Genomic DNA, 18,749 nt, shown 5'->3' with positions numbered 1-18,749 from the left:
AAATGCATACAAATGTTAAAAAGGATTAAAAAATTATTAAAAAATAGTAAAAAAGCTACAATTAAGGCATATTCGTTAACAGAAATTTTAATTGTATTATGCATTATTGGAATCTTATTGTTAATGGTTTTACCCAATCAGACTTCTGTAATTGGTCAGGCCAAAGCCATTGAGGCACAAGCCATGCTCAACCAGGTGTACGGCCTACAGAAAAGTCATTTTTACCGACATTCAAAATACTCCAATAGCTTAGAAGAATTAGGTTTTGAACAAGAGCAGACCGTTGACGAAGGCGGACAGGCGGTGTACAAAATTGAAATCCTCGAGGCTTCCAACGATTCTTTTCTGGCGAGAGCTACTGCCACTTCTGATTTAGATGGTGACGGAAATTTTAATACCTGGGAAATAGACAGCAAGAAAATGTTAACTGAAGTAACAAAAGAATAAATTTGGAAACACCTTTACTCTTTTTGTTAGCGGCTTTATTATTTGTGTTTTTCCAGGACTGGAAATACAGGCGCATTCATGTGGTGTTGCCTTTGGCTATTTTCCTGTTTTCCCTGTACATCATTTACCTCAAGTCGCTTTCGTTTAAAAACATGCTGTTGAACACGGCCTTTTTTCTTGTTACCTTAAGCATACTTGTATTGTATATGAGTATAAAAAGCAAGCAGTTTTTAAATCCGTTTGAACATTATTTTGGCCTGGGCGATTTGCTATTTTATGTGGCGGTCACTCCGCTTTTTATACTTCCGAATTTCATTGTATTTTTTATACTTTCCATGGTTTTTGCCCTGGTTTTACAGTTTGCATTTAAAAAAGTTCTTGCGGAACATACCGTTCCGTTAGCTGGTTTTTCGGCATTGTTTTTAATTATTGTCCTGATAAAAGATTATTGTTCATTCTATCCAAAACTTACACTGATCTAATATGCAGGATATCATCGTTCACTCCGAAAATCAGCATATCGTATCAGGCGATCTTGCCAACCAATACCGAATATTACCCAAATCCGTTTCAGAAAATACGCTGGAATTGTATGTGGATGAATCGTATCATAACGGCGATGCCAAAGAAGAGCTGGAACTTTTCTTAGGCAAAAACATCATCTTCAGTCCGATTGCCTCCTATGAGATTGAAAAAGCACTTTCTATCTATTACAGAAAAGAAAGAGTGACGAGTTCCAATAAATCACTGAATTTCGACAAAGGGGATTTCCTTGAAAGTTTACTGGAAGAAGCCAAATCACTTAAATGCAGTGATATTCATTTTGAAGTGTATGAAAGCTCTGCCCGAATCCGGTTCAGGATCGACGGACAGTTAATTGAACGTTATAAAGTAGAACGTGAGAATTACCTGGAGCTGGTCAACAAAATCAAGATCAGGGCAAAACTGAACATTACCGAAAAAAGATTGCCGCAGGACGGAAGGATCACCAATGATTCTTTTGACATCAGGGTTTCGATTTTACCCACACTTTTTGGCGAGAAAATCGTGATGCGTTTATTAGGTCAGGATGCCTCCAATATCGATTTAAGTACACTGGGCCTTCAGGAAGAAGAACTGGAACACTATCTGGAAGCGGTAAAAAAACCCAACGGAATTATCCTGATCAGCGGACCAACCGGTTCAGGAAAAACAACAACCCTGTACGCGACATTGAGATTGCTTAATGATAGCCGTAGAAATATAGTCACGGTAGAAGACCCGATCGAGTACACCTTAAAAGGAATCAATCAGGTACAGCTCAAAGAAGATATTGGTTTGACTTTCTCTTCTGCGCTGAAATCCTTTTTAAGACAGGATCCCGATGTGATCATGCTGGGGGAAATCAGGGATTCCGAAACGGCCTTAATGGCCATCAGGGCTTCCTTAACCGGGCATTTGGTATTGTCTACGATCCATACCAATTCGGCAGTAGGTACGATTTCGAGATTGATAGATATGGGCGTTCCCTCCTATCTGATCGCCGAAACCTTAAACCTGTCCGTAGCACAACGACTGGTTCGAAAACTTTGCAGCCACTGCAAAAAGGAAGTGCCTTGTACCAAAAAGGATTTCCCGATGAACTATACATTTCCGTACGAAATCGAAACGTATTACAAAGCAGTAGGCTGTAATCAGTGTTTTCATACCGGATACAAAGGAAGAACGGCTATTTATGAAGTACTAACCATTGATTCCGTTATCACCGAAGCCATAAAAAACAATACCGTTACGAAGTTATTCAGTAACGATGAAAATTATAAATCACTATCAGAAAAAGCTTTTGATATTTTGGCCGAAGGAGAAACGGCTTTAGAAGAAATATATTCTATTTTAATTAACTTATAAATAAATGTTTAAAAAATTAGGTTACATAATTATGGTACTATTTTTTACAAATAGTATTATTGCACAACAAGACATCAGCGAACTAAGCAAGAAACTGGACGACCTTTCCATCCAGAAAAAGGGACTTAATGAAGCTATTAAAATAGACGTTTCAGGATTAACATTACACGATTTTATTTCTTCTATAGCCGAAGAACATCAACTGAACATTGATGTTGATACCGAATTAAATCAGCCTGTATCCAATAACTTTTTTGATGTCACCGTAAAAGACGTGTTCATTCACCTGGTACAGAAATACGATCTGGAAGTGACGTTCACGAACAATATCATTATCTTCAAAAAGAGGAAAACAGTCACGATTGTAGAAAAAAAAGCACCTAAAATTATTGATGTCAGCTATAATTCCCAAAACGATTTTCTATCGGTTAAATTAGAAAACGACACCTTATCGGCAGTCGCAAAAGCTATTATTGACAAATCAGGCAAGAATTTAGTTTTAGCACCGGAAGTAAAAAATCTCCGCGTTTCTTCCTATATCCTGAACCGTCCGTTTGATCAGGTTATCGAAATGATGTCTAAATCGAATGATCTGATTGCGACCAAAGACGAAAACGGCTTTTACTTCATCGAAAAAAACAAAGACGGAGCTGTTACCGCAAACGGAGTTTCACAAAAAGCAAAACAGCCAAAATCGAGTGCGGGGGTTCCGGGGTATTATGAAGTAACCGTAAACAAAAACGGCCTCTTGTCTGTCAAAGCTTATATTGCCGATGCTTCCGATTTATTAACCGAAGCGGCAGAGAAACTTCATGTGAATTATTTTCTGTACAACAAACCGGAAAATGAAAAAACAACCCTTTCGGCCGATAACATCACCTTTGACGAATTGTTGTTCCATATTTTCAAAGGAAAAAAATACACCTTTAAAAAACAGGACAATTTATACCTAATCGGAGAAGAAGGAGCAGAAGGATTGCGCGCTACCGAAATCATTCAATTAGAAAACAGATCGATCGAACTGGTACTGGCTTCGCTGCCAAAAGTATTTTCCGAGAAACTCGAAATCAAGGAATTTGTGGAGTTAAACGGTCTGGTGGCTTCGGGATCGAAATCAATCTTGGAAGAATTAAAAATCTACATCAAACAGATTGATAAAGTCGTACCAATGGTACAGATTGAAGTGATCATCGTACAATACAACAAGTCCCATGATGTACAGACCGGAATGAAAGCCGGACTGGATAAAATCAACAAACAGGTCACTGGCGGAACCTTATTTCCTTCGACAGATGTAACGGTAAATTCGACTTCTGTAAACAGTCTGATCGAAGCCTTTAATGGTTTCGGAATCTTCAAACTCGGAAAAGTAACGGAAGCTTTTTACCTGAATCTGAAATTACTGGAAAACAACTCGATTGTAAAAGTAGAATCTACGCCGAAAATCGCGACCATCAGCGGACATGAAGCAAAATTATCTATTGGGGAAACCAGCTATTATTTCGAACAAAGCAACCGGTTAATCAACAGCAACATCGGAAATGATATCCTGAATTCAGGAACCTGGAAATCTACGGATGCGAATTTAAGTCTTTCCATAAAACCTTTTGTTTCGATAGACGAGAATGTAACGCTTACGATTGTAGTCGAAAAAAGTTCTTTCCTTGGAAGAGCCGGAGAAACGGCACCTCCCGGAAAAGCAACACAAAAATTTGAATCTTTGGTTCGTGTCAAAAATGGTGAAATGATCTTATTGGGCGGTCTGGATGAACTAAAAAAAGAAGATGCCGGTTCCGGAACTCCTCTTTTGTCGAGAATTCCAATTATCAAATGGTTTTTCAGCAGCAGGAAAAAGGCAAAAACCAATTCGAAATTGCACATTTTTATTAAACCAACAGTGGTATATTAATGATTACATTTTTATCTAAAATAATAAAGCTAAACAATTTACATGTAATTGGAATCATCCGGAAAGAGGATGAGGAAAGTTACAATGTACTAACTGTGAAGAAAAAAGGAAACAAAATAGATATTGTAAGCAGTTCCTCTTTTGATACTTTTGACAAAGTCGCCCGAAATATTGATCTTAAGATTCCGGTACTTTTGGCTATTGACGGAAAAGGTATTTTAAATAAAGAAATCAATTTCAATACCGAAAGCGACGTCAACTGGTACAAAAACATTGACTTTGAATCTATTTACCACACCAGCATCATTGGTTCGGGCAGTAATTTCATGAGCTTTTGCAGGAAAAACATCGTCAATGAAATCACCGATAAATTGCTGAAAAAAGGTTTTCAGGTAGCCGATATTTACATCGGTTCCTTCTTAGCGGCATTGTTATACGATGCTGTAAAAAAAGATACTATAACATCAAACGATTTACTGTTAGAATTTGACAATGGAAAGCTTGTTCAGTTTACCAAGCAGGCCGAACCGGTAAAAAGAGAAAACTATACGATTGGGAAGGACGTTATTTCAAATAAGTTCCTCCCGCTCTACGGAATTATTGTTCACTTTTTTATTCAGCAGAAAGAAGTTTCCAAAACCACAGACGAAAGTTTAAGTACAGAGGAAATCATCTACAAAAAAGCATTCAACATCCTCGGGATTACCATGCTTGTCGGTTTTTTATCGAGTCTGTTAGTGAGTTATCTGCTAATCCAGTATTACGGTTCCAAAAATGCAGAACTCAACCTTCAGAATGTGTATTCCAGTCAATCCTATCAATTGATCCTTGATCTGGAAAAACAGAAAGAAAACAAGCAACAGCTGCTAAACGAATCGGGATTTTTATCCTCTAAGTTTCTTTCCTTTTACAGTTATGAGATCATCAGGGGAATTCCGGGTGACATTTCTTTAACGAACCTGAATATTATTCCGGTCAGCAAAGAAGTAAAAGCCACTCAGAAAATTAGTTTTGACGCCAAATCAATCGTCATTAAAGGCGAGACTTTTAATGAAACGTCCTTCAACAACTGGATGGAAAAATTAAAAAAAATGAGCTGGCTTAAGAATTTTGAAATCATCAGTTTTAAGAAAGACAAGAAAAATAAATCACAGTTTGAAATAAAAATCACGATAAAAGATGTTTGAGAAATATTCCTATAAAAAGAAATTTACGTCACTGGTCCTGGTTTTTGTGATGCTTTTGGTAACAGCATACAAAAGATCCTTCCATACCTTATTTCAGGTCATAAACGAGTACAGGACTTTAGCTGAAAAAACGAATGAGATCAACAAAAAAGCAAATAACACAGAAAGTTTAACCAAAGAAATCAACTATCTCGATCGTGTCATCGGGAAAGAAGGGATCACCAAAGAGATGGTGCAGCAGGGAATTATAAGCTTTGCTTCTACTGAAAACCCCAAAGTTTCCATCAATGATTTACAGCCAACGCATGTTTTTTCGGATGAAAATTACCGGATTATCAGCAACCAGCTTGACGTAACCGGAAATTGCAACCAGCTGCTGGCCCTAGGCTATGATTTTGAGAAAAAGTTTGATTTTTCAAGAATGGTCAGCATGAATTTTTATACCGTCAAAAAAAACAACACTTCTGAAGTTTTACATTTAAAAATGATTTTTCAAAATTATGAAAACACTAAATAAAATTATACCGTTTCTTTTCGTTTTACTGCTTGTATCCTGCGAAGATGTTTTTGAAGAAGACATTTCTGACGATATCATAAAAGTAGTATCACCAAAAGACAAGACTGTAATCGAAAGCAATGTCGTTAATTTTCAATGGAACGAACTTGACGGAGCCAAAAAATACCGTTTGCAGGTACTGGACATCAACGAAACCATTGTTGTTGATTCGTTAGTAGCCAAAACCAGTTTAAACATTCCTTTACTGACAGGAAGTTATCAATGGAAAGTAAGAGGGGAAAACTTTGCGTACGAATCCAACTATTCGGCTGTTTCTAACTTTTCGATGGTTACAACCGATGACTTAAGCAATCAGCAGGTGGTCTTAACAAGTCCGGACAACAATGTGTATAAAAACAGCACAGACCTAACGATCAAATGGCAAAAACTGGCAGCTGCTACCAGCTATTATGTTGAAGTCATTAACACAAACACCAGCGAATCAGTCTATAAATCCGAAAGCACTACCGAAACATCGGTTACTTTGAACAGCACTAATTTAACCAAAGATGCCAATTATCAATGGAAGGTAAGAGGAATTAACAGCACGAGTCAGACTGCTCAGTTCTCTTCCAGAAATTTCTTTATTGACACCGTTGTACCGGGAGTGCCTGTCAATTCTCTTCCGGCTGCTAACGCTGTTATTACCAATAATGTGTCGACTACTTTTACCTGGGTTTCTCCTACGGATACCGGAACGATCCAGTCTCCTCTTTTGTACACGATTGAATTTTCCAACACTAGTACTTTTACCACCATTCTTTTCCCGACTAATAATGCAAGTACATCCTATCAGCGTATTTTCACCACATTAGGAGATTATTACTGGAGAATTAAAACGACAGATGCTGCCGGAAATGTAAGTGCCTACAGCGTACCCTTTAAGTTCACCGTAATTTAGTACAGAGATGGTCAAGAAAAAGATAAATATTATTTTACTCGTCGTAGTTCTCGGGCTATGGGGCTCTGTTTTTTATAAAACGATCAACCGGTTTTTTACGTCTAAGGAATTAGCCGTAAACAACTCCGCAGGAACCCCTACCATAAAATTCAACCAGATTAACAAAGACACTTTTGCCTTAGAAAACGTAGCAAGAGATCCTTTCTTAAACAAACAGGTTCAGGAAGTGATTTCCCGTCCGCAAAGACAATATGTCCCGAATCCTAACCATTCGGGTGCTGTAGTTAAAAAAGCAGCCCCTGCACCAACAATGAAGCATTTGATCGTATGGCCTGCTATCTCTTATCACGGTTATATCAAAGATTCTCGTGGAGAAATGGTAATCCTGAAAATTGATTCGAAAATGTTTCGTTTACGAAAAAACGATCTTGTTGACGGACTGATGATCAAAAAAATATCCAGTGATTCCCTGGAGGTTGATTTCAACAAGGAAAGAAAAATAATTAAGCGCTTTAAAATTTAATCAGCCTTTCCGTTCTAAAAGATTTTCTAGTTCAGCATGTACGAAAGACGGATCGAACCGTAAAAAGAGCCTGTTATTTCGTGGCTGTCCAGTTCCCTGCCGTGGTAAATAAAAGCATAGGAAAAATTGAAGTTATCGTGACGGTATTTCAGCCCAAACTCGGCATTGAAACGCAGCGGTTGCAGATCAAAAGTAACCGGACTTTCATTATTAAATAAGCTTCCTTCAATTGTAGCATCGTAAAACTGATAATTAACACTGGGTATCGCATAGAAATAAAACTCTCTGACGGTGTATGGCAGTACAGCACTCACGGACGCATCATGCAAATTGGAATCGTAAACCGGAAGCAGTTTTTTAAATCCAATGCGGGTCAGAAAACCTGTGGAAACGCCGGTAAAAATAGTGCCCAGATTTCCTTCCGACTGAAAGTGAAGATCTATAAAATCGTTATGGCGGCTTGGAAATAATTTCTTTGAATACAGCGCATGTACCTGTACGCCCAAAGCATTATGAATCTGATTCTCCCATCCATAGACATTTTTATAACCAATCACGTGATGGAATGCTTCCTGCATTTCTTTCCCTAATGAATTTTGCCCGACAAAACCCAACTGGAAATCTGTTTTTAAAACCGACTCGCTGTTATAAAAAAAACTGCGGCCCGCTTCGGCAAAAAGATATCCCGCAAAAGGGCGATTGTTATTGTCCCGGGCTTCAATGTTAATATATCTCGGGTTGTAAATATACTGACCAACCCGAAACTCGGTGATTTTTTTATTGATTTTGGGATTTTCATTCTTCGATAAAAAACGATAAAACAGCTCTAAGCCATTGGTGTAATACATATCATTTTTAGAAGAGGTATATAAATCATTATCCGTAATAAATCCGATTTCGCTGGTTTTTCCCTGTCCAAAAGTAAATGCTGATGTCAATAACAGAAGCACTAAAAAGGCTTTTTTATTTCCCATCATAATGTATTTTTCCAACGGCGCGCATTTCACGAACAATTCTTTCTTTACGTCTGTTGATATAACTGGACGATCCGGTGGCTTTAAACTTTCTTGGATTAGGCAAAATAGCCGCAATTCCGGCAGCCTGCATCGGGGTTAAACTCGAAGCATCACGTCGGTACCAATGTTCTGTGGCAGCATATGCCCCATAAACGCCATCGCCCATTTCGATACTGTTCAGGTAGACTTCCATGATACGTTCCTTGCCCCAGATCACTTCTATTAAAACGGTAAAATAAGCTTCTAATCCTTTACGGAAATAACTTTTTCCCTGCCATAAAAACACATTTTTAGCCGTTTGCTGTGAAATGGTACTTCCACCGCGAATCCTGCGGCCGCGTTCATTGCTTTTGTATGCTTTCTGAAGTGCCTTAAAATCGAAACCATTGTGTGACAGGAAAGTTCCGTCCTCACTGGCAATAACCGCTTTCTGCAGATTCATCGAAATTTTCTCAATCGGTTCCCAGTCATGGTCAAAGTACACTTCCTTTCCATCTACTTTATTTTCGATGGCACGAATCACCATCAAGGGTGTAAAAGGAACCGGTACATATTTAAAAAAGATGACGGATCCTATCGAGAGGCCGAAGAACCAAAGTAATAATTTGATGAAAAACCATTTCACTTTTTCTCCCAAAGAACGATTCGATTTCTTTGAAGCTGTTTTAGGCTTTGGTTTGCTTGCGGTTGTTTTTTTTGGTGCTGGTTTTTTGACTGCCATTATATTAAATCTGCTAATTCTGTTCCTACTAAACTTCCTATTGCGACGCCCATACCGCCTAAACGCACTCCACAAAACACGTTTTCAGACAGTTGCGTCACCACAGGCGTTTTACTGTTTCCTATTCCCATAATACCGCTCCAACGGTGGGCAATCTGAAATTCCTGATTTGGTAAAATTACATTTTTAAGTAAATCCTCCAATTTATTTTGCACAATTTTGGTCTGACCAAATGCTGTTGTGGTTTCGGTCTCAAAATCAAGGTTACGTCCCCCGCCCAGTAAAATACGATCACCGATATTCCTGAAATAATAATACCCGCGGTCCAAATGAAAAGTTCCCCTGATATCCAGGTTCGGAATGGGCTCCGTAATTAATACCTGGGCCCTTGCCGGCTGTACGGCTCCCTTAGTTAACGTAGTAGCAAACCCATTTGTTGCAAAAAGTATTTTTTTCGAAATAAAACTAAAATCATTCAGTACCACTTCCACTTCATTTCCTTTATCGAGATAAGAAGTAACTGTCTGCTGGTTTAAAATCAGTATGTTGGCTGCAACGGCTTGTTTCAGCAATTCCTGCATCATATTTCCGGTGTCGATCTGAGCTTCAAACGGATTAAAAATCAAATAGTCCTGAATGTTTTCAAAACCAAATCGGTCCACTTCCTTACTAAAAACATCTGCCTTAAAAAGTGGTTTCAGGATATCGTTTATAAAAGGCAATTTAATCAGACAATCATTAAAACCTCTTTCATCTTCCTTTAGAAAAATTTCATATCCCCCATGTGGCTTAAAATCTATGGCAGCATCCCCCAGTCTTTTTCGGAGCAGCTGAAGACCCAGCCAGCGTTTTTCGATAAGCTTTACAACATCTTCTTCTGAGTGCGTTTTCAGATCCTCCATAATTTCAGAAAGGCTTCCGAAACAGGCAAAACCGGCATTTTTTGTACTGGCACCCTGCGGAAGCATTCCTCTTTCCAGAACCAGAATTTTTGCTGTTGGGAATCTTTCGCGTAAACGCAAGCCCGCATGCAAACCCACAATGCCGCTGCCCACGATCGTATAATCTACATTGGTGAACCAATTTTTAAGCTCCCAGTAACTTAATTCCATGCCCTCAATTTTTTATAAAAATACTGATTTTTTGTTTTACCATATAAGTAATGGAAGTTCATTTAAGAGTTTTTTTAAGCGCAGCGATTTTTGATTTTTAATGCATATCAGGCTGAGCATAGTCGAAGCCCTTTTATTTCCAGAAGCCTTCGACTTCGCTCAGGGTGACAAATCGTACAAATCGTAAACAAGCCAGCCTCATCTTAAATGAACTTACATCACTTATATGGTTTTAACGCACGTCAGGCTGAGCGTAGTCGAAGCCCTTTTTCTAGAACCGATCTTCGACTGCGCTCAGGGTGACAGAACAATTAAAAGTTTTAACAATAATTGGAATTTGGAATTTAAAAAATTGGAATTTAAAATTCGTACTTTTAGCTCCTCAAAAATCAGAATATCAATTATGAAAAAAGTATTATTCACAACCTTAATAATGATGAGTTTAAACGCTATCGGACAAAATGTAATGTCACCGGAATTGTTATGGAAACTAGGAAGAGTAACACCGCTTGGCCTTTCAAAAGACGAAAAAAATGTTGTTTTTAAGGTTACGACTCCTTCAGTAGAGGAAAACAAATCACATTCTAAATTGTACACTTTACCTGTAACCGGAGGAAATGCAACGGAAATCAAAGACACTAAAGAAGTACTGAAAGACAAAAATGTTTCGCCCGACGGAAAATTTTTAGTGTACAATGAAGAAGTAAAAATTAATAACGTTCTAGGAAAAGATTTTTATCCCAGCCTGGACAAATCCGATGCTCAAATTTACGATGGTTTGGATTACCGTCACTGGGATACATGGAATGAAGGTAAATTCAACCATGTTTTTTATAAGGAAAACAAAGAGGGCGCTGCCGGAATCGACATCCTAAGAGGAGAAACTTTCGACAGTCCGCAGAAACCGTTTGGCGGCGACGAAGACTATATCTGGTCTCCCGATGGAAAAAGCATCTTGTATGTATGCAAGAAAAAAGCAGGAACTGCCTACGCTATTTCGACCAATACCAACATTTACGAGTACAATTTAGAGACTCAGAAAACAGTCAACAGAACCGAAGACAACTTAGGTTACGATATGGCTCCGCAATTTTCCCCAACGGGAAACCTGACGTGGCTGCAAATGAAACGCGATGGGTATGAAGCCGATAAAAATGACATCATTGTTGAATTCAAAGGAATCAAAATGAACCTGACGGCCAACTGGGACGGAACTGTAGATCATTTTATCTGGAGCAAAGACGGGAAAAATGTATTTTTCGTAGCACCGGTTGACGGGACCAAGCAACTTTTTACCGTTAATTTTCCCGGTTTAACAAGAATTGCCATTACAGTTCGTCAATTGACAACTGGTGATTTTGACGTGAATGATTTAGTTGCTTTTGCCGGCGATGACATCATCGTAACCAAAACAGATATGAATCATGCCGCTGAGATTTTTTCTTATAATTTAAAGAAAAACACCTGGAAACAATTATCAAATGTAAATACTGAAACTTATAAAACACTAAGCTTAAGCAAAACAGAGAAACGTTATGTAACGACTACTGATGGTAAGAAAATGCTGGTTTGGGTCATTTTACCGCCAAATTTTGATGCCACCAAAAAATACCCAACACTATTGTATTGCCAGGGCGGACCACAATCTGCATTGACACAATCGTATTCGTACCGTTGGAATTTCTCCTTAATGGCAGCCAAAGGGTATGTGGTAGTGGCTCCCAACCGTCGCGGAATGCCGGGACACGGAGTAGAATGGAACGAACAAATCAGTAAAGACTGGGGCGGACAGGTGATGGACGATTATTTATCTGCTATTGATGATGTGGCCAAAGAAAGCTATGTTGACAAAAGCCGTTTAGGCTGTGTTGGGGCTAGTTACGGAGGATATTCCGTGTTTTACTTAGCCGGAATTCACAACAACCGTTTCAAGACTTTTATTGCTCACGATGGTGTTTTCAATACACAAAGTATGTTCGGAACAACAGAAGAGGTTTTCTTCAATAACTGGGATTTCGGTGGTGCTTACTGGGAAAAAGATAATGCCGTAGCACAAAAAACCTATACTACTTTCAACCCTGCCAGTTTAGTACAAAACTGGAACACACCTATTTTAATCGTTCAGGGAGGAAAAGATTTCCGTGTACCTATCGGACAGGGACAGGAAGCTTTTCAGGCTGCGCAGTTACGAGGAATCAAAAGTCGTCTGCTGTACTTCCCGGAAGAAAACCACTGGGTTTTAAAACCACAGAACGCACAGGTTTGGCAAGGGGAATTCTTTAAATGGTTAAAAGAAACCTTATAATAAGATTTCAGGTGAAAACGCGAAACTTTAAACGAAGTTAAACCGGAATAGAATTCAGGTGTATTTTCGTCCAAATAGCTGTAGATTTATACAATCTGCAGCTATTTTGTTTTTTATATCTTTTAATTATATAAAATATTAGCCTTCATTATATTTCCAAAAAGGGAAAAATTTAAATAAATTGCGACAATTTCAATTAAAATAAAACATTCCATTTCTATCCTTATCATCTATGGAGAGTAAAAAAAGTTACATGCCGTTTAAAGTACTCTTCAGTTATATTGCATTGCTGGGATTGGTGGTTACGGTCGGATGGTTTTTATATTCTGAAAATGCTGTTTATAATAAACTTGAAGATAAAATCGCCTTAGAAAAAACGAAAATCCTAAGGGTGAGCAAACTTTTTTCGAACGTCTACAAAACAGAAAGTTTAGCCCGAAAAACGATTCAGACCAATTCGGAGAATGATTTTAAAAGTTACCTTATTGAAACAGATTCCTTAAAATCCAGAATTGACACCTTAAAACAAATTGTCACTACAGAATATCAGAAAGTATTATTAGACAGTGTTACCTATTTATTATCTGAAAAAACAGATAACATAAAACAGTTAAAAACCATAAAAAACAAAGCCGAAGATGAAGTCTCGGTAAATACGGCTATTAACGAAATCACTAAAATGGAGTTTAAACTCCGTAAATTAGAACTGCAGGATTTTACCAAAAGCCCCAATGATTTAGGCAGTTACCAACGAAATGTACTCCAGAAATATGTCGATTACCTGAATCAGAATATTCCGGATGACAGCACCAACACGCTGAGCAAACAGGCTTCAGACTCTATTCTGGCCAATTCGAAAAAACTGTTGAGCAACGTAAAACTAAAAGCAGAAAAGAAAAAGGAATCCCTGAATTTCGAAGAAAACAAACTGCTTAAAAATGAAATTGCCATCTCAGAACAACTCCGAAAAGTACTTCGTATTATCGAAAGGGAAATCATTATCAATTCAATCAAGAACAATTCACTAAAAGAAAAATCACTTAAAAAAGTCAATGAGATTGTAACAGTCTCTGCTATTATCGGTTTGTTTTTAACGGTTTTTTTCTCCATTCTTATTGTGAGTGATTACTCTAAATCGCAACTCTATAAAAAACAGTTGGAAATTGCGAACTTCAAAACCAAAAACCTGCTTAAAAGCCGCGAACAGTTAATTTCGACCGTAAGTCATGATTTGAAAACACCATTGAGCACCATTGTTGGCTACACCGAACTTTTGGGCAATTCGGATGTGAATACCAAACAATCCTATTTCGTTAAAAACATTAAAAACTCCTCGGAGTACATTTCGCAATTAGTTCAGGATTTACTGGATTTCTCGCAGATTGAAGCCGGAAAAATCAGCGTGGAAAAAGTACCTTTCCTTTTACCCGAAGTAATTGAGGATGCCGCCAAAAATATCCAGACGGTTTATAAAAACAAAAACATCGATCTTATTATCAATGTTGATGAAAAACTGAACAGCAAAATTGTCGGAGATCCATTTCGTTTGAAACAGATCCTGACCAACATTATAGGAAATGCGTACAAATTCACCGAAGAAGGGTATATCAAAATTAGCTCTTATGTGAGTGAGGATGCTTTTTTTGTCATTACGATCGAAGACACCGGCATTGGAATTGAAAAAGGAAATCAAAAACTGGTGTTTGAGGAATTTGCTCAGGCGAACGAAAATATAGAAAAGAAGTATGGCGGAACCGGTCTTGGCCTTTCAATCTGCCAAAAAATAATCACGATTCTGGGCGGAAAATTAACGCTTGAAAGTACTTTTGGAGAAGGAAGCACCTTTGAAATCAAGCTTCCTTTATTATTTGACAACAGCACTCCTGCTCCTTCAGAAGTCAAAAAACAGTCCGTTTTGACCAAAACAAAAAAGCAGACTTTTATTGTAATTGATGATGATATTAATTTACTGAATTTAACGAGTGGGGTTTTAAGACAGGAAAACCATCATGTCTTATCTTTTGACAGGGCATCAAAAGCCTTAAAAGCCATTTCGAATACGAATTTCGATTTCATTATTACCGATATTCAGATGCCCGAAATGGACGGCTTTATGTTTATTGAAAAATTGAGAAGTTCTAATAATACAACATTCAAAAACCAGCCTGTAATTGCACTTACGGGCAGAACAGATCTTGATTTTTCGGTGTACAGCAAAGCCGGATTTACCACTGTTGTTAAAAAACCCTATTCGCCAAAAGTCCTTCTGGAAACGATTCATCAGATTTTAGAACATAATCCTCTTCCGGCTGATGAAATCAAAGCTGTACAGGAAATTTCTTCGACACAATTGTATTCTTTGGAAACCTTAAAAGAGTTTTTGGGAAATGACAGTGAATCCTTAAAAGATGTGATCAACTCCTTTATCGAGAGTACCGAAGAAAACCTGGTTTTGTTAAGCAAAGCTATTACCGAAGAAAATACGGCTGAAATCGGTTCTATAGCCCACAGAATTGCGCCTATGTTCAAACAGATTCAGTCTAATGAAATTGCCATTATCCTAAAAGGTCTGGAAAAAGATGAGTTTAAAAATGATGCGCTGGAAGGTGTTTTTACAAAACTAAAAACCAAAACTGAAATACTTTTTAACTCTTTAAAACAGGAAATAAAGTAGTTTATCTAAATTTTCAAATAGCTATTTTTAACTAAACAAATACTCCTAATCGTCATATCTCAAAATTACAGACTAATTAAATTTTTGCATATGAAAAAACCTACATATATTTGTAAGATAGGTGATTAAAAAATGACGTTTGACAATATTAGATTTAATGAAAAAGGATATTATTAGTAAGTGGTCAAGTAATCAGTATTTGGAAAGTATTTCAAAATATATTAACTCAATTGTAAATAATGATCCACATATAGTTGGAGCAGATCTATCAGGAATTATAATTGGTCCTGATGCATTTATAGATGAATTAAAAAGTAAAAACTTGTATAAATCTCGGATTATTAATTCCAACTTATCTTATGCCAAGATATCTGGCAGTATGTGTGATAGTTCATTAATCAAAGTAAATTTGACCAAATCCAATCTTGATAGATGTGTTATGCTTGATTGTAGCATTGTTGACTGCGATTTTTCTTATGCTAAATTAGTAGTAATAATGAATGATACGTTATGTGAAAATACTAATTTTTCAGGAGCAAAAATTGGAGCAGGAAGTTTAGGAATAGAATATGGTGGCAGAAGAGTTAAATTTATTAATTGTGATTTTACAAATACTCTTTTTAATAGGGTCGAATTTAGAGCATCAAAATTCATGAATTGTAATTTTAGTGGTTCTAAGTTTATTAATTGTGATCTCCGTGGTATTAAAATAGAGGGAGGTATCAAGCCGCTAGAAACCCAGTTTGAAAAGATGGATGTTCCTATTTGGATTTATCCCTAATCAATATTATACTGCTTTAATTTGTTATAAAGTGTTTTCCTGGTGATTTTAAGCATTTTTGCTGCTTCAGATTTATTGTTCTGTGCTTTGGATAACGCATGAATGATGGTTTCTTTCTCGTTATCGGACAACGAGAAATTTCCGGTAGTATTTTGTTGCTTTTGCGTTTGAAAAAATTCAGCAGGCAAAACATCGCTTTCAATAAAATCTCCGCGTGACAATAAAGTAGCACGTTTCACGCAATTTTGAAGTTCGCGTAAATTTCCGGGCCAGCTGTAGTTCTGAAAAATTTTGACTACTTCCGGCGCAAATCCTATAATTTCTTTATTTAATTGCTGATTGGCTTTCTCCAGAAAATAATCGGCGAAAACCATCAGATCTTCTTCCCTGTCTGTCAGTGAAGGGGACTGAATGGAAAACTCATTAATCCTATGGTATAAATCTTCACGGAAATCACCGTTTTTTACTGCTTCACGCAAATCTTCGTTTGTCGCTGTAATAATTCTGATATCGACGTTTATTTCCTTATTGCTTCCAACCGGTTTAATTTTTCTTTCCTGAAGTGCTCTAAGCAACTGTATCTGATTTTCATATGAAAGATTCCCTATTTCATCCAGAAAAAGAGTTCCTCCGTTAGCGGCCTCAAAATACCCCATTTTATCACTGATGGCTCCGGTAAAAGATCCTTTCAGGTGTCCGAAAAATTCACTTGCGGCCAATTCTTTCGGAATGGCGCCACAATCGACAGCAATAAAATTATTGTTTTTTCGATTACTTTGCTCGTGAATGCTTTTGGCGATAATTTCTTTACCTGTACCGCTTTCTCCAATAATCAGAACCGACATATCGGTAGGGCTGACCAACTGAATGTGGTCCAGTAATTTTTTTGAGGCAACAGAAATCCCTTTTACAAATTCGTTTTCATTGGCCGGAGTTTGTTTTCTGGCCGGTTTCTTTTCCTTTGCAGGAGCGTCATCTGCCTGTGGGGTTTGCTGCAGGGCATTTGTAATCACCAGTAAAACCTCATCGGGATTAAAGGGTTTGGAGATGTAATCAGCAGCGCCATTTTTAATGGCTTTTACCGCCGTATTTACATCTGAATAGCCTGTCATCAATATCACAGGTGTTTCCGGGTTTGAGGCCTTAAATTCGGCCATCAGTCCAATGCCGTCAGAATCAGGCAAACGAAGATCCGTCAAAATCAAATCAAAGGATTGATTTTTAATTGCTAATCGGGCTTCTGCCGCTGAAAAAGCAATAATTACTTCATACTCTTTTTTTATCAGAAACTTCTCTAATAATTTGCAGAATGAAATATCGTCTTCTATTAGTAATATCTTTGGCATTTGTTTTTAGTGACTTTTATGCTAAAATAATACTATTAAACTTGTCTTTTCACAAAATTTTGCAAAAAAAAAGAGATTGTTATTTAAACAATCTCTTTTTCACCAAAAACATAAATCTAATTCACCTAATTATATTTTTAACCAATTGCCATTGACATCTGAGTAAACAGTAGCCTTTTGGTCACCAACTGCTATTTCTAATTTGTATTCTTTTTTATCGTTGACGTAGGCTTTAACCAATTTAGCGCCCGGGTAAGCAGTCTGCAAAGCAGTTTTCACAGCTGCCGGAACAGTATCTGTACTGATTTCTGTATATTCAGTCTGGTAATCTGATTCAATTTTTACTTCCTCAGAATGTACCATTGAGGTGGCGTAAATAGACAAGCTTCCCAAAACGATTGCTGCGGATAAAACGATCTTTTTCATCTTATTTATTTTTTAATGATGTTTCCTGCAGCATCTGTGAATATCGTATACTTCTTTTCTCCATTAGAGATTTCAAGTTTATATTCTTTCTTTTCGTTCGCATATGCTTTTTCAAGTTTTGTGCCCGGAAAAGATTTTTCAACTGTTGATTTTACTGCAGCCGGAACAGCGTCTAAACTAACCTCAGTAAACTCATCCTGAATTGTTACTGATTGATTCTCTGAACTTTTTATTACCGGAACTGTAGCTGCATTAACAGTTAAACTTCCTAAAACGATTGCTGTTGATAATAGTAACTTTTTCATAATGATTGTTTTGTGGGTTATTGATAACTCGTTTATTTTTTAAGAATATTTCCTTTGGCATCCGTGTACACAGTAGATTTCTCTTCTCTTACAATAATCTCAATTTTATATTCTTTTTTGTCATTCACGTAAGCTTTCTCCAGTTTTACTCCCGGATAAGCATTGTCTAAAGCTGTTTTGATAGCTGCCGGAACAGCATCAATTTCTTTATATTCGTCTTGTGTGGTTTCTGACTGGATGGCGACACTCTTAACATAAGTGTTTCCAGCCTGCATTGACAAAGTTCCCAGAACTATTGCCGCAGATAAAATTAATTTTTTCATAATTTATAGTTTTTTAGTTAAGTTGGTTATTTTTTAATCCAGGATCCGTCTGCATTTGCAAAAAGAGAACCTACTTTGTCACCAACTGTAACGTCTAGTTTGTATTGTGAAGCTGCATTTTTATATGCTTTGGAAAGTATAGCATCCGGATAAGCTTTTTTAAGTGCATCAGTAACTGCTGCCGGAACTTCTTCCAATTTGATTTCAGTGTATTCTTCCTGAATCGAGATTGTTCTTACGATTGTATTTGAAATTGGCGAGGTGGAAGCAAATGATGTTAAACCTCCCAAAACGATTGCGGCTGATAAAAATAAATTTTTCATGGTAGTT

The 18,749-nt window shown here is 37.3% G+C and carries 19 protein-coding genes; 11 read left to right on the top strand and 8 right to left on the bottom strand.

What is annotated here, in order from left to right; translation table 11 throughout:
- The first annotated feature begins 12 nt into the window (after positions 1-12).
- The 8 genes from GJU43_RS09775 to GJU43_RS09740 are packed head-to-tail and all read left to right on the top strand — an operon-like array spanning position 13 to position 7,410.
- On the top strand, positions 13-447 hold the full coding sequence (locus GJU43_RS09775) for a type IV pilin protein (RefSeq protein WP_154340580.1): 435 nt from the start codon (positions 13-15) through the stop codon (positions 445-447).
- A gap of 2 nt (positions 448-449) precedes the next feature.
- Entirely contained in the window at positions 450-929 is a 480-nt protein-coding gene (locus tag GJU43_RS09770) for a prepilin peptidase (protein WP_154340579.1), read from the top strand.
- A 1-nt stretch (position 930) separates the two neighbouring features.
- A complete protein-coding gene (locus GJU43_RS09765) occupies positions 931-2,334 on the top strand; it encodes a GspE/PulE family protein (RefSeq protein WP_154340578.1) in 1,404 nt (467 codons plus the stop codon).
- Between the two features lie 4 nt (positions 2,335-2,338).
- Complete coding sequence (locus GJU43_RS09760) at positions 2,339-4,243, top strand: type II secretion system protein GspD (RefSeq protein ID WP_154340577.1); 1,905 nt, start codon at positions 2,339-2,341, stop codon at positions 4,241-4,243.
- Complete coding sequence (locus GJU43_RS09755; protein WP_154340576.1) at positions 4,243-5,430, top strand: PilN domain-containing protein; 1,188 nt, start codon at positions 4,243-4,245, stop codon at positions 5,428-5,430. The genes GJU43_RS09760 and GJU43_RS09755 overlap by 1 nt, the downstream gene beginning before the upstream one ends.
- Complete coding sequence (locus GJU43_RS09750) at positions 5,423-5,947, top strand: hypothetical protein (protein WP_154340575.1); 525 nt, start codon at positions 5,423-5,425, stop codon at positions 5,945-5,947. Before GJU43_RS09755 ends, GJU43_RS09750 begins: the two co-directional genes overlap by 8 nt.
- Entirely contained in the window at positions 5,931-6,887 is a 957-nt protein-coding gene (locus tag GJU43_RS09745) for a hypothetical protein (RefSeq protein ID WP_154340574.1), read from the top strand. The genes GJU43_RS09750 and GJU43_RS09745 overlap by 17 nt, the downstream gene beginning before the upstream one ends.
- A gap of 7 nt (positions 6,888-6,894) precedes the next feature.
- Positions 6,895-7,410 (top strand): hypothetical protein, encoded by a 516-nt coding sequence (locus tag GJU43_RS09740; RefSeq protein ID WP_154340573.1) that lies wholly within the window; start codon positions 6,895-6,897, stop codon positions 7,408-7,410.
- A gap of 26 nt (positions 7,411-7,436) precedes the next feature.
- Here GJU43_RS09740 and GJU43_RS09735 read toward each other — a convergent pair whose 3' ends face one another.
- Genes GJU43_RS09735 through GJU43_RS09725 form a run of 3 tightly spaced genes read right to left on the bottom strand, consistent with a single transcriptional unit; the run spans position 7,437 to position 10,259 of the window.
- Complete coding sequence (locus GJU43_RS09735; RefSeq protein WP_370455568.1) at positions 7,437-8,387, bottom strand: lipid A deacylase LpxR family protein; 951 nt, start codon at positions 8,385-8,387, stop codon at positions 7,437-7,439.
- Positions 8,374-9,147 carry a monofunctional biosynthetic peptidoglycan transglycosylase gene (gene mtgA / locus GJU43_RS09730; protein WP_154340572.1) on the bottom strand — a complete coding sequence of 258 codons (774 nt, stop codon included), beginning with the start codon at positions 9,145-9,147 and terminating at the stop codon, positions 8,374-8,376. Before mtgA ends, GJU43_RS09735 begins: the two co-directional genes overlap by 14 nt.
- Positions 9,147-10,259: an FAD-binding oxidoreductase gene (locus GJU43_RS09725; protein WP_154340571.1), complete on the bottom strand. Its 1,113-nt coding sequence runs from the start codon at positions 10,257-10,259 to the stop codon at positions 9,147-9,149. Before GJU43_RS09725 ends, mtgA begins: the two co-directional genes overlap by 1 nt.
- 403 nt (positions 10,260-10,662) lie before the next feature.
- Between GJU43_RS09725 and GJU43_RS09720 the strand changes: the two genes are divergently transcribed.
- The 3 genes from GJU43_RS09720 (at position 10,663) to GJU43_RS23075 (ending at position 16,019) form a co-directional block, all read left to right on the top strand.
- Positions 10,663-12,564 carry a S9 family peptidase gene (locus tag GJU43_RS09720; RefSeq protein ID WP_154340570.1) on the top strand — a complete coding sequence of 634 codons (1,902 nt, stop codon included), beginning with the start codon at positions 10,663-10,665 and terminating at the stop codon, positions 12,562-12,564.
- 232 nt (positions 12,565-12,796) lie between these two features.
- Positions 12,797-15,238 (top strand): hybrid sensor histidine kinase/response regulator, encoded by a 2,442-nt coding sequence (locus tag GJU43_RS09715; protein WP_154340569.1) that lies wholly within the window; start codon positions 12,797-12,799, stop codon positions 15,236-15,238.
- 139 nt (positions 15,239-15,377) lie between these two features.
- Positions 15,378-16,019, top strand: coding sequence for a pentapeptide repeat-containing protein (locus GJU43_RS23075; RefSeq protein WP_229655030.1), 642 nt, complete (start codon positions 15,378-15,380; stop codon positions 16,017-16,019).
- Here GJU43_RS23075 and GJU43_RS09705 read toward each other — a convergent pair.
- The 5 genes from GJU43_RS09705 to GJU43_RS09685 all read right to left on the bottom strand — a co-directional run bounded on the left by GJU43_RS09705 (position 16,016) and on the right by GJU43_RS09685 (position 18,742).
- Positions 16,016-17,365 carry a sigma-54 dependent transcriptional regulator gene (locus GJU43_RS09705; RefSeq protein ID WP_154340568.1) on the bottom strand — a complete coding sequence of 450 codons (1,350 nt, stop codon included), beginning with the start codon at positions 17,363-17,365 and terminating at the stop codon, positions 16,016-16,018. The genes GJU43_RS23075 and GJU43_RS09705 overlap by 4 nt on opposite strands.
- 129 nt (positions 17,366-17,494) lie before the next feature.
- Positions 17,495-17,791: a hypothetical protein gene (locus GJU43_RS09700; RefSeq protein ID WP_154340567.1), complete on the bottom strand. Its 297-nt coding sequence runs from the start codon at positions 17,789-17,791 to the stop codon at positions 17,495-17,497.
- 5 nt (positions 17,792-17,796) lie between these two features.
- On the bottom strand, positions 17,797-18,096 hold the full coding sequence (locus tag GJU43_RS09695; protein WP_154340566.1) for a PepSY-like domain-containing protein: 300 nt from the start codon (positions 18,094-18,096) through the stop codon (positions 17,797-17,799).
- Between the two features lie 32 nt (positions 18,097-18,128).
- Complete coding sequence (locus GJU43_RS09690; RefSeq protein WP_154340565.1) at positions 18,129-18,419, bottom strand: hypothetical protein; 291 nt, start codon at positions 18,417-18,419, stop codon at positions 18,129-18,131.
- A gap of 26 nt (positions 18,420-18,445) precedes the next feature.
- Positions 18,446-18,742 (bottom strand): hypothetical protein, encoded by a 297-nt coding sequence (locus GJU43_RS09685; RefSeq protein WP_154340564.1) that lies wholly within the window; start codon positions 18,740-18,742, stop codon positions 18,446-18,448.
- Between the last annotated feature and the right edge of the window lie 7 nt (positions 18,743-18,749).

It is taken from the genome of Flavobacterium sp. LC2016-23, assembly GCF_009674775.1.
GTDB lineage: Bacteria > Bacteroidota > Bacteroidia > Flavobacteriales > Flavobacteriaceae > Flavobacterium.
Note: the sequence above shows the minus strand (reverse complement) of the source record. Positions and strands in the feature narration are given on the sequence as shown.

Excerpts from the sequence above, each read along its gene's own strand:
- GJU43_RS09740 (WP_154340573.1), top strand. The coding sequence starts at position 6,895 with ATGGTCAAGAAAAAGATAAATATTATTTTACTCGTCGTAGTTCTCGGG.
- GJU43_RS09725 (WP_154340571.1), bottom strand. The coding sequence starts at position 10,259 with ATGGAATTAAGTTACTGGGAGCTTAAAAATTGGTTCACCAATGTAGAT.
- GJU43_RS09765 (WP_154340578.1), top strand. The coding sequence starts at position 931 with ATGCAGGATATCATCGTTCACTCCGAAAATCAGCATATCGTATCAGGC.
- GJU43_RS09685 (WP_154340564.1), bottom strand. The coding sequence starts at position 18,742 with ATGAAAAATTTATTTTTATCAGCCGCAATCGTTTTGGGAGGTTTAACA.
- GJU43_RS09745 (WP_154340574.1), top strand. The coding sequence starts at position 5,931 with ATGAAAACACTAAATAAAATTATACCGTTTCTTTTCGTTTTACTGCTT.
- GJU43_RS09715 (WP_154340569.1), top strand. The coding sequence starts at position 12,797 with ATGGAGAGTAAAAAAAGTTACATGCCGTTTAAAGTACTCTTCAGTTAT.
- GJU43_RS09705 (WP_154340568.1), bottom strand. The coding sequence starts at position 17,365 with ATGCCAAAGATATTACTAATAGAAGACGATATTTCATTCTGCAAATTA.
- GJU43_RS09750 (WP_154340575.1), top strand. The coding sequence starts at position 5,423 with ATGTTTGAGAAATATTCCTATAAAAAGAAATTTACGTCACTGGTCCTG.
- GJU43_RS09760 (WP_154340577.1), top strand. The coding sequence starts at position 2,339 with ATGTTTAAAAAATTAGGTTACATAATTATGGTACTATTTTTTACAAAT.
- GJU43_RS09695 (WP_154340566.1), bottom strand. The coding sequence starts at position 18,096 with ATGAAAAAGTTACTATTATCAACAGCAATCGTTTTAGGAAGTTTAACT.
- GJU43_RS09690 (WP_154340565.1), bottom strand. The coding sequence starts at position 18,419 with ATGAAAAAATTAATTTTATCTGCGGCAATAGTTCTGGGAACTTTGTCA.
- GJU43_RS09720 (WP_154340570.1), top strand. The coding sequence starts at position 10,663 with ATGAAAAAAGTATTATTCACAACCTTAATAATGATGAGTTTAAACGCT.
- mtgA (WP_154340572.1), bottom strand. The coding sequence starts at position 9,147 with ATGGCAGTCAAAAAACCAGCACCAAAAAAAACAACCGCAAGCAAACCA.
- GJU43_RS09700 (WP_154340567.1), bottom strand. The coding sequence starts at position 17,791 with ATGAAAAAGATCGTTTTATCCGCAGCAATCGTTTTGGGAAGCTTGTCT.
- GJU43_RS09735 (WP_370455568.1), bottom strand. The coding sequence starts at position 8,387 with ATGATGGGAAATAAAAAAGCCTTTTTAGTGCTTCTGTTATTGACATCA.
- GJU43_RS09755 (WP_154340576.1), top strand. The coding sequence starts at position 4,243 with ATGATTACATTTTTATCTAAAATAATAAAGCTAAACAATTTACATGTA.
- GJU43_RS09775 (WP_154340580.1), top strand. The coding sequence starts at position 13 with ATGTTAAAAAGGATTAAAAAATTATTAAAAAATAGTAAAAAAGCTACA.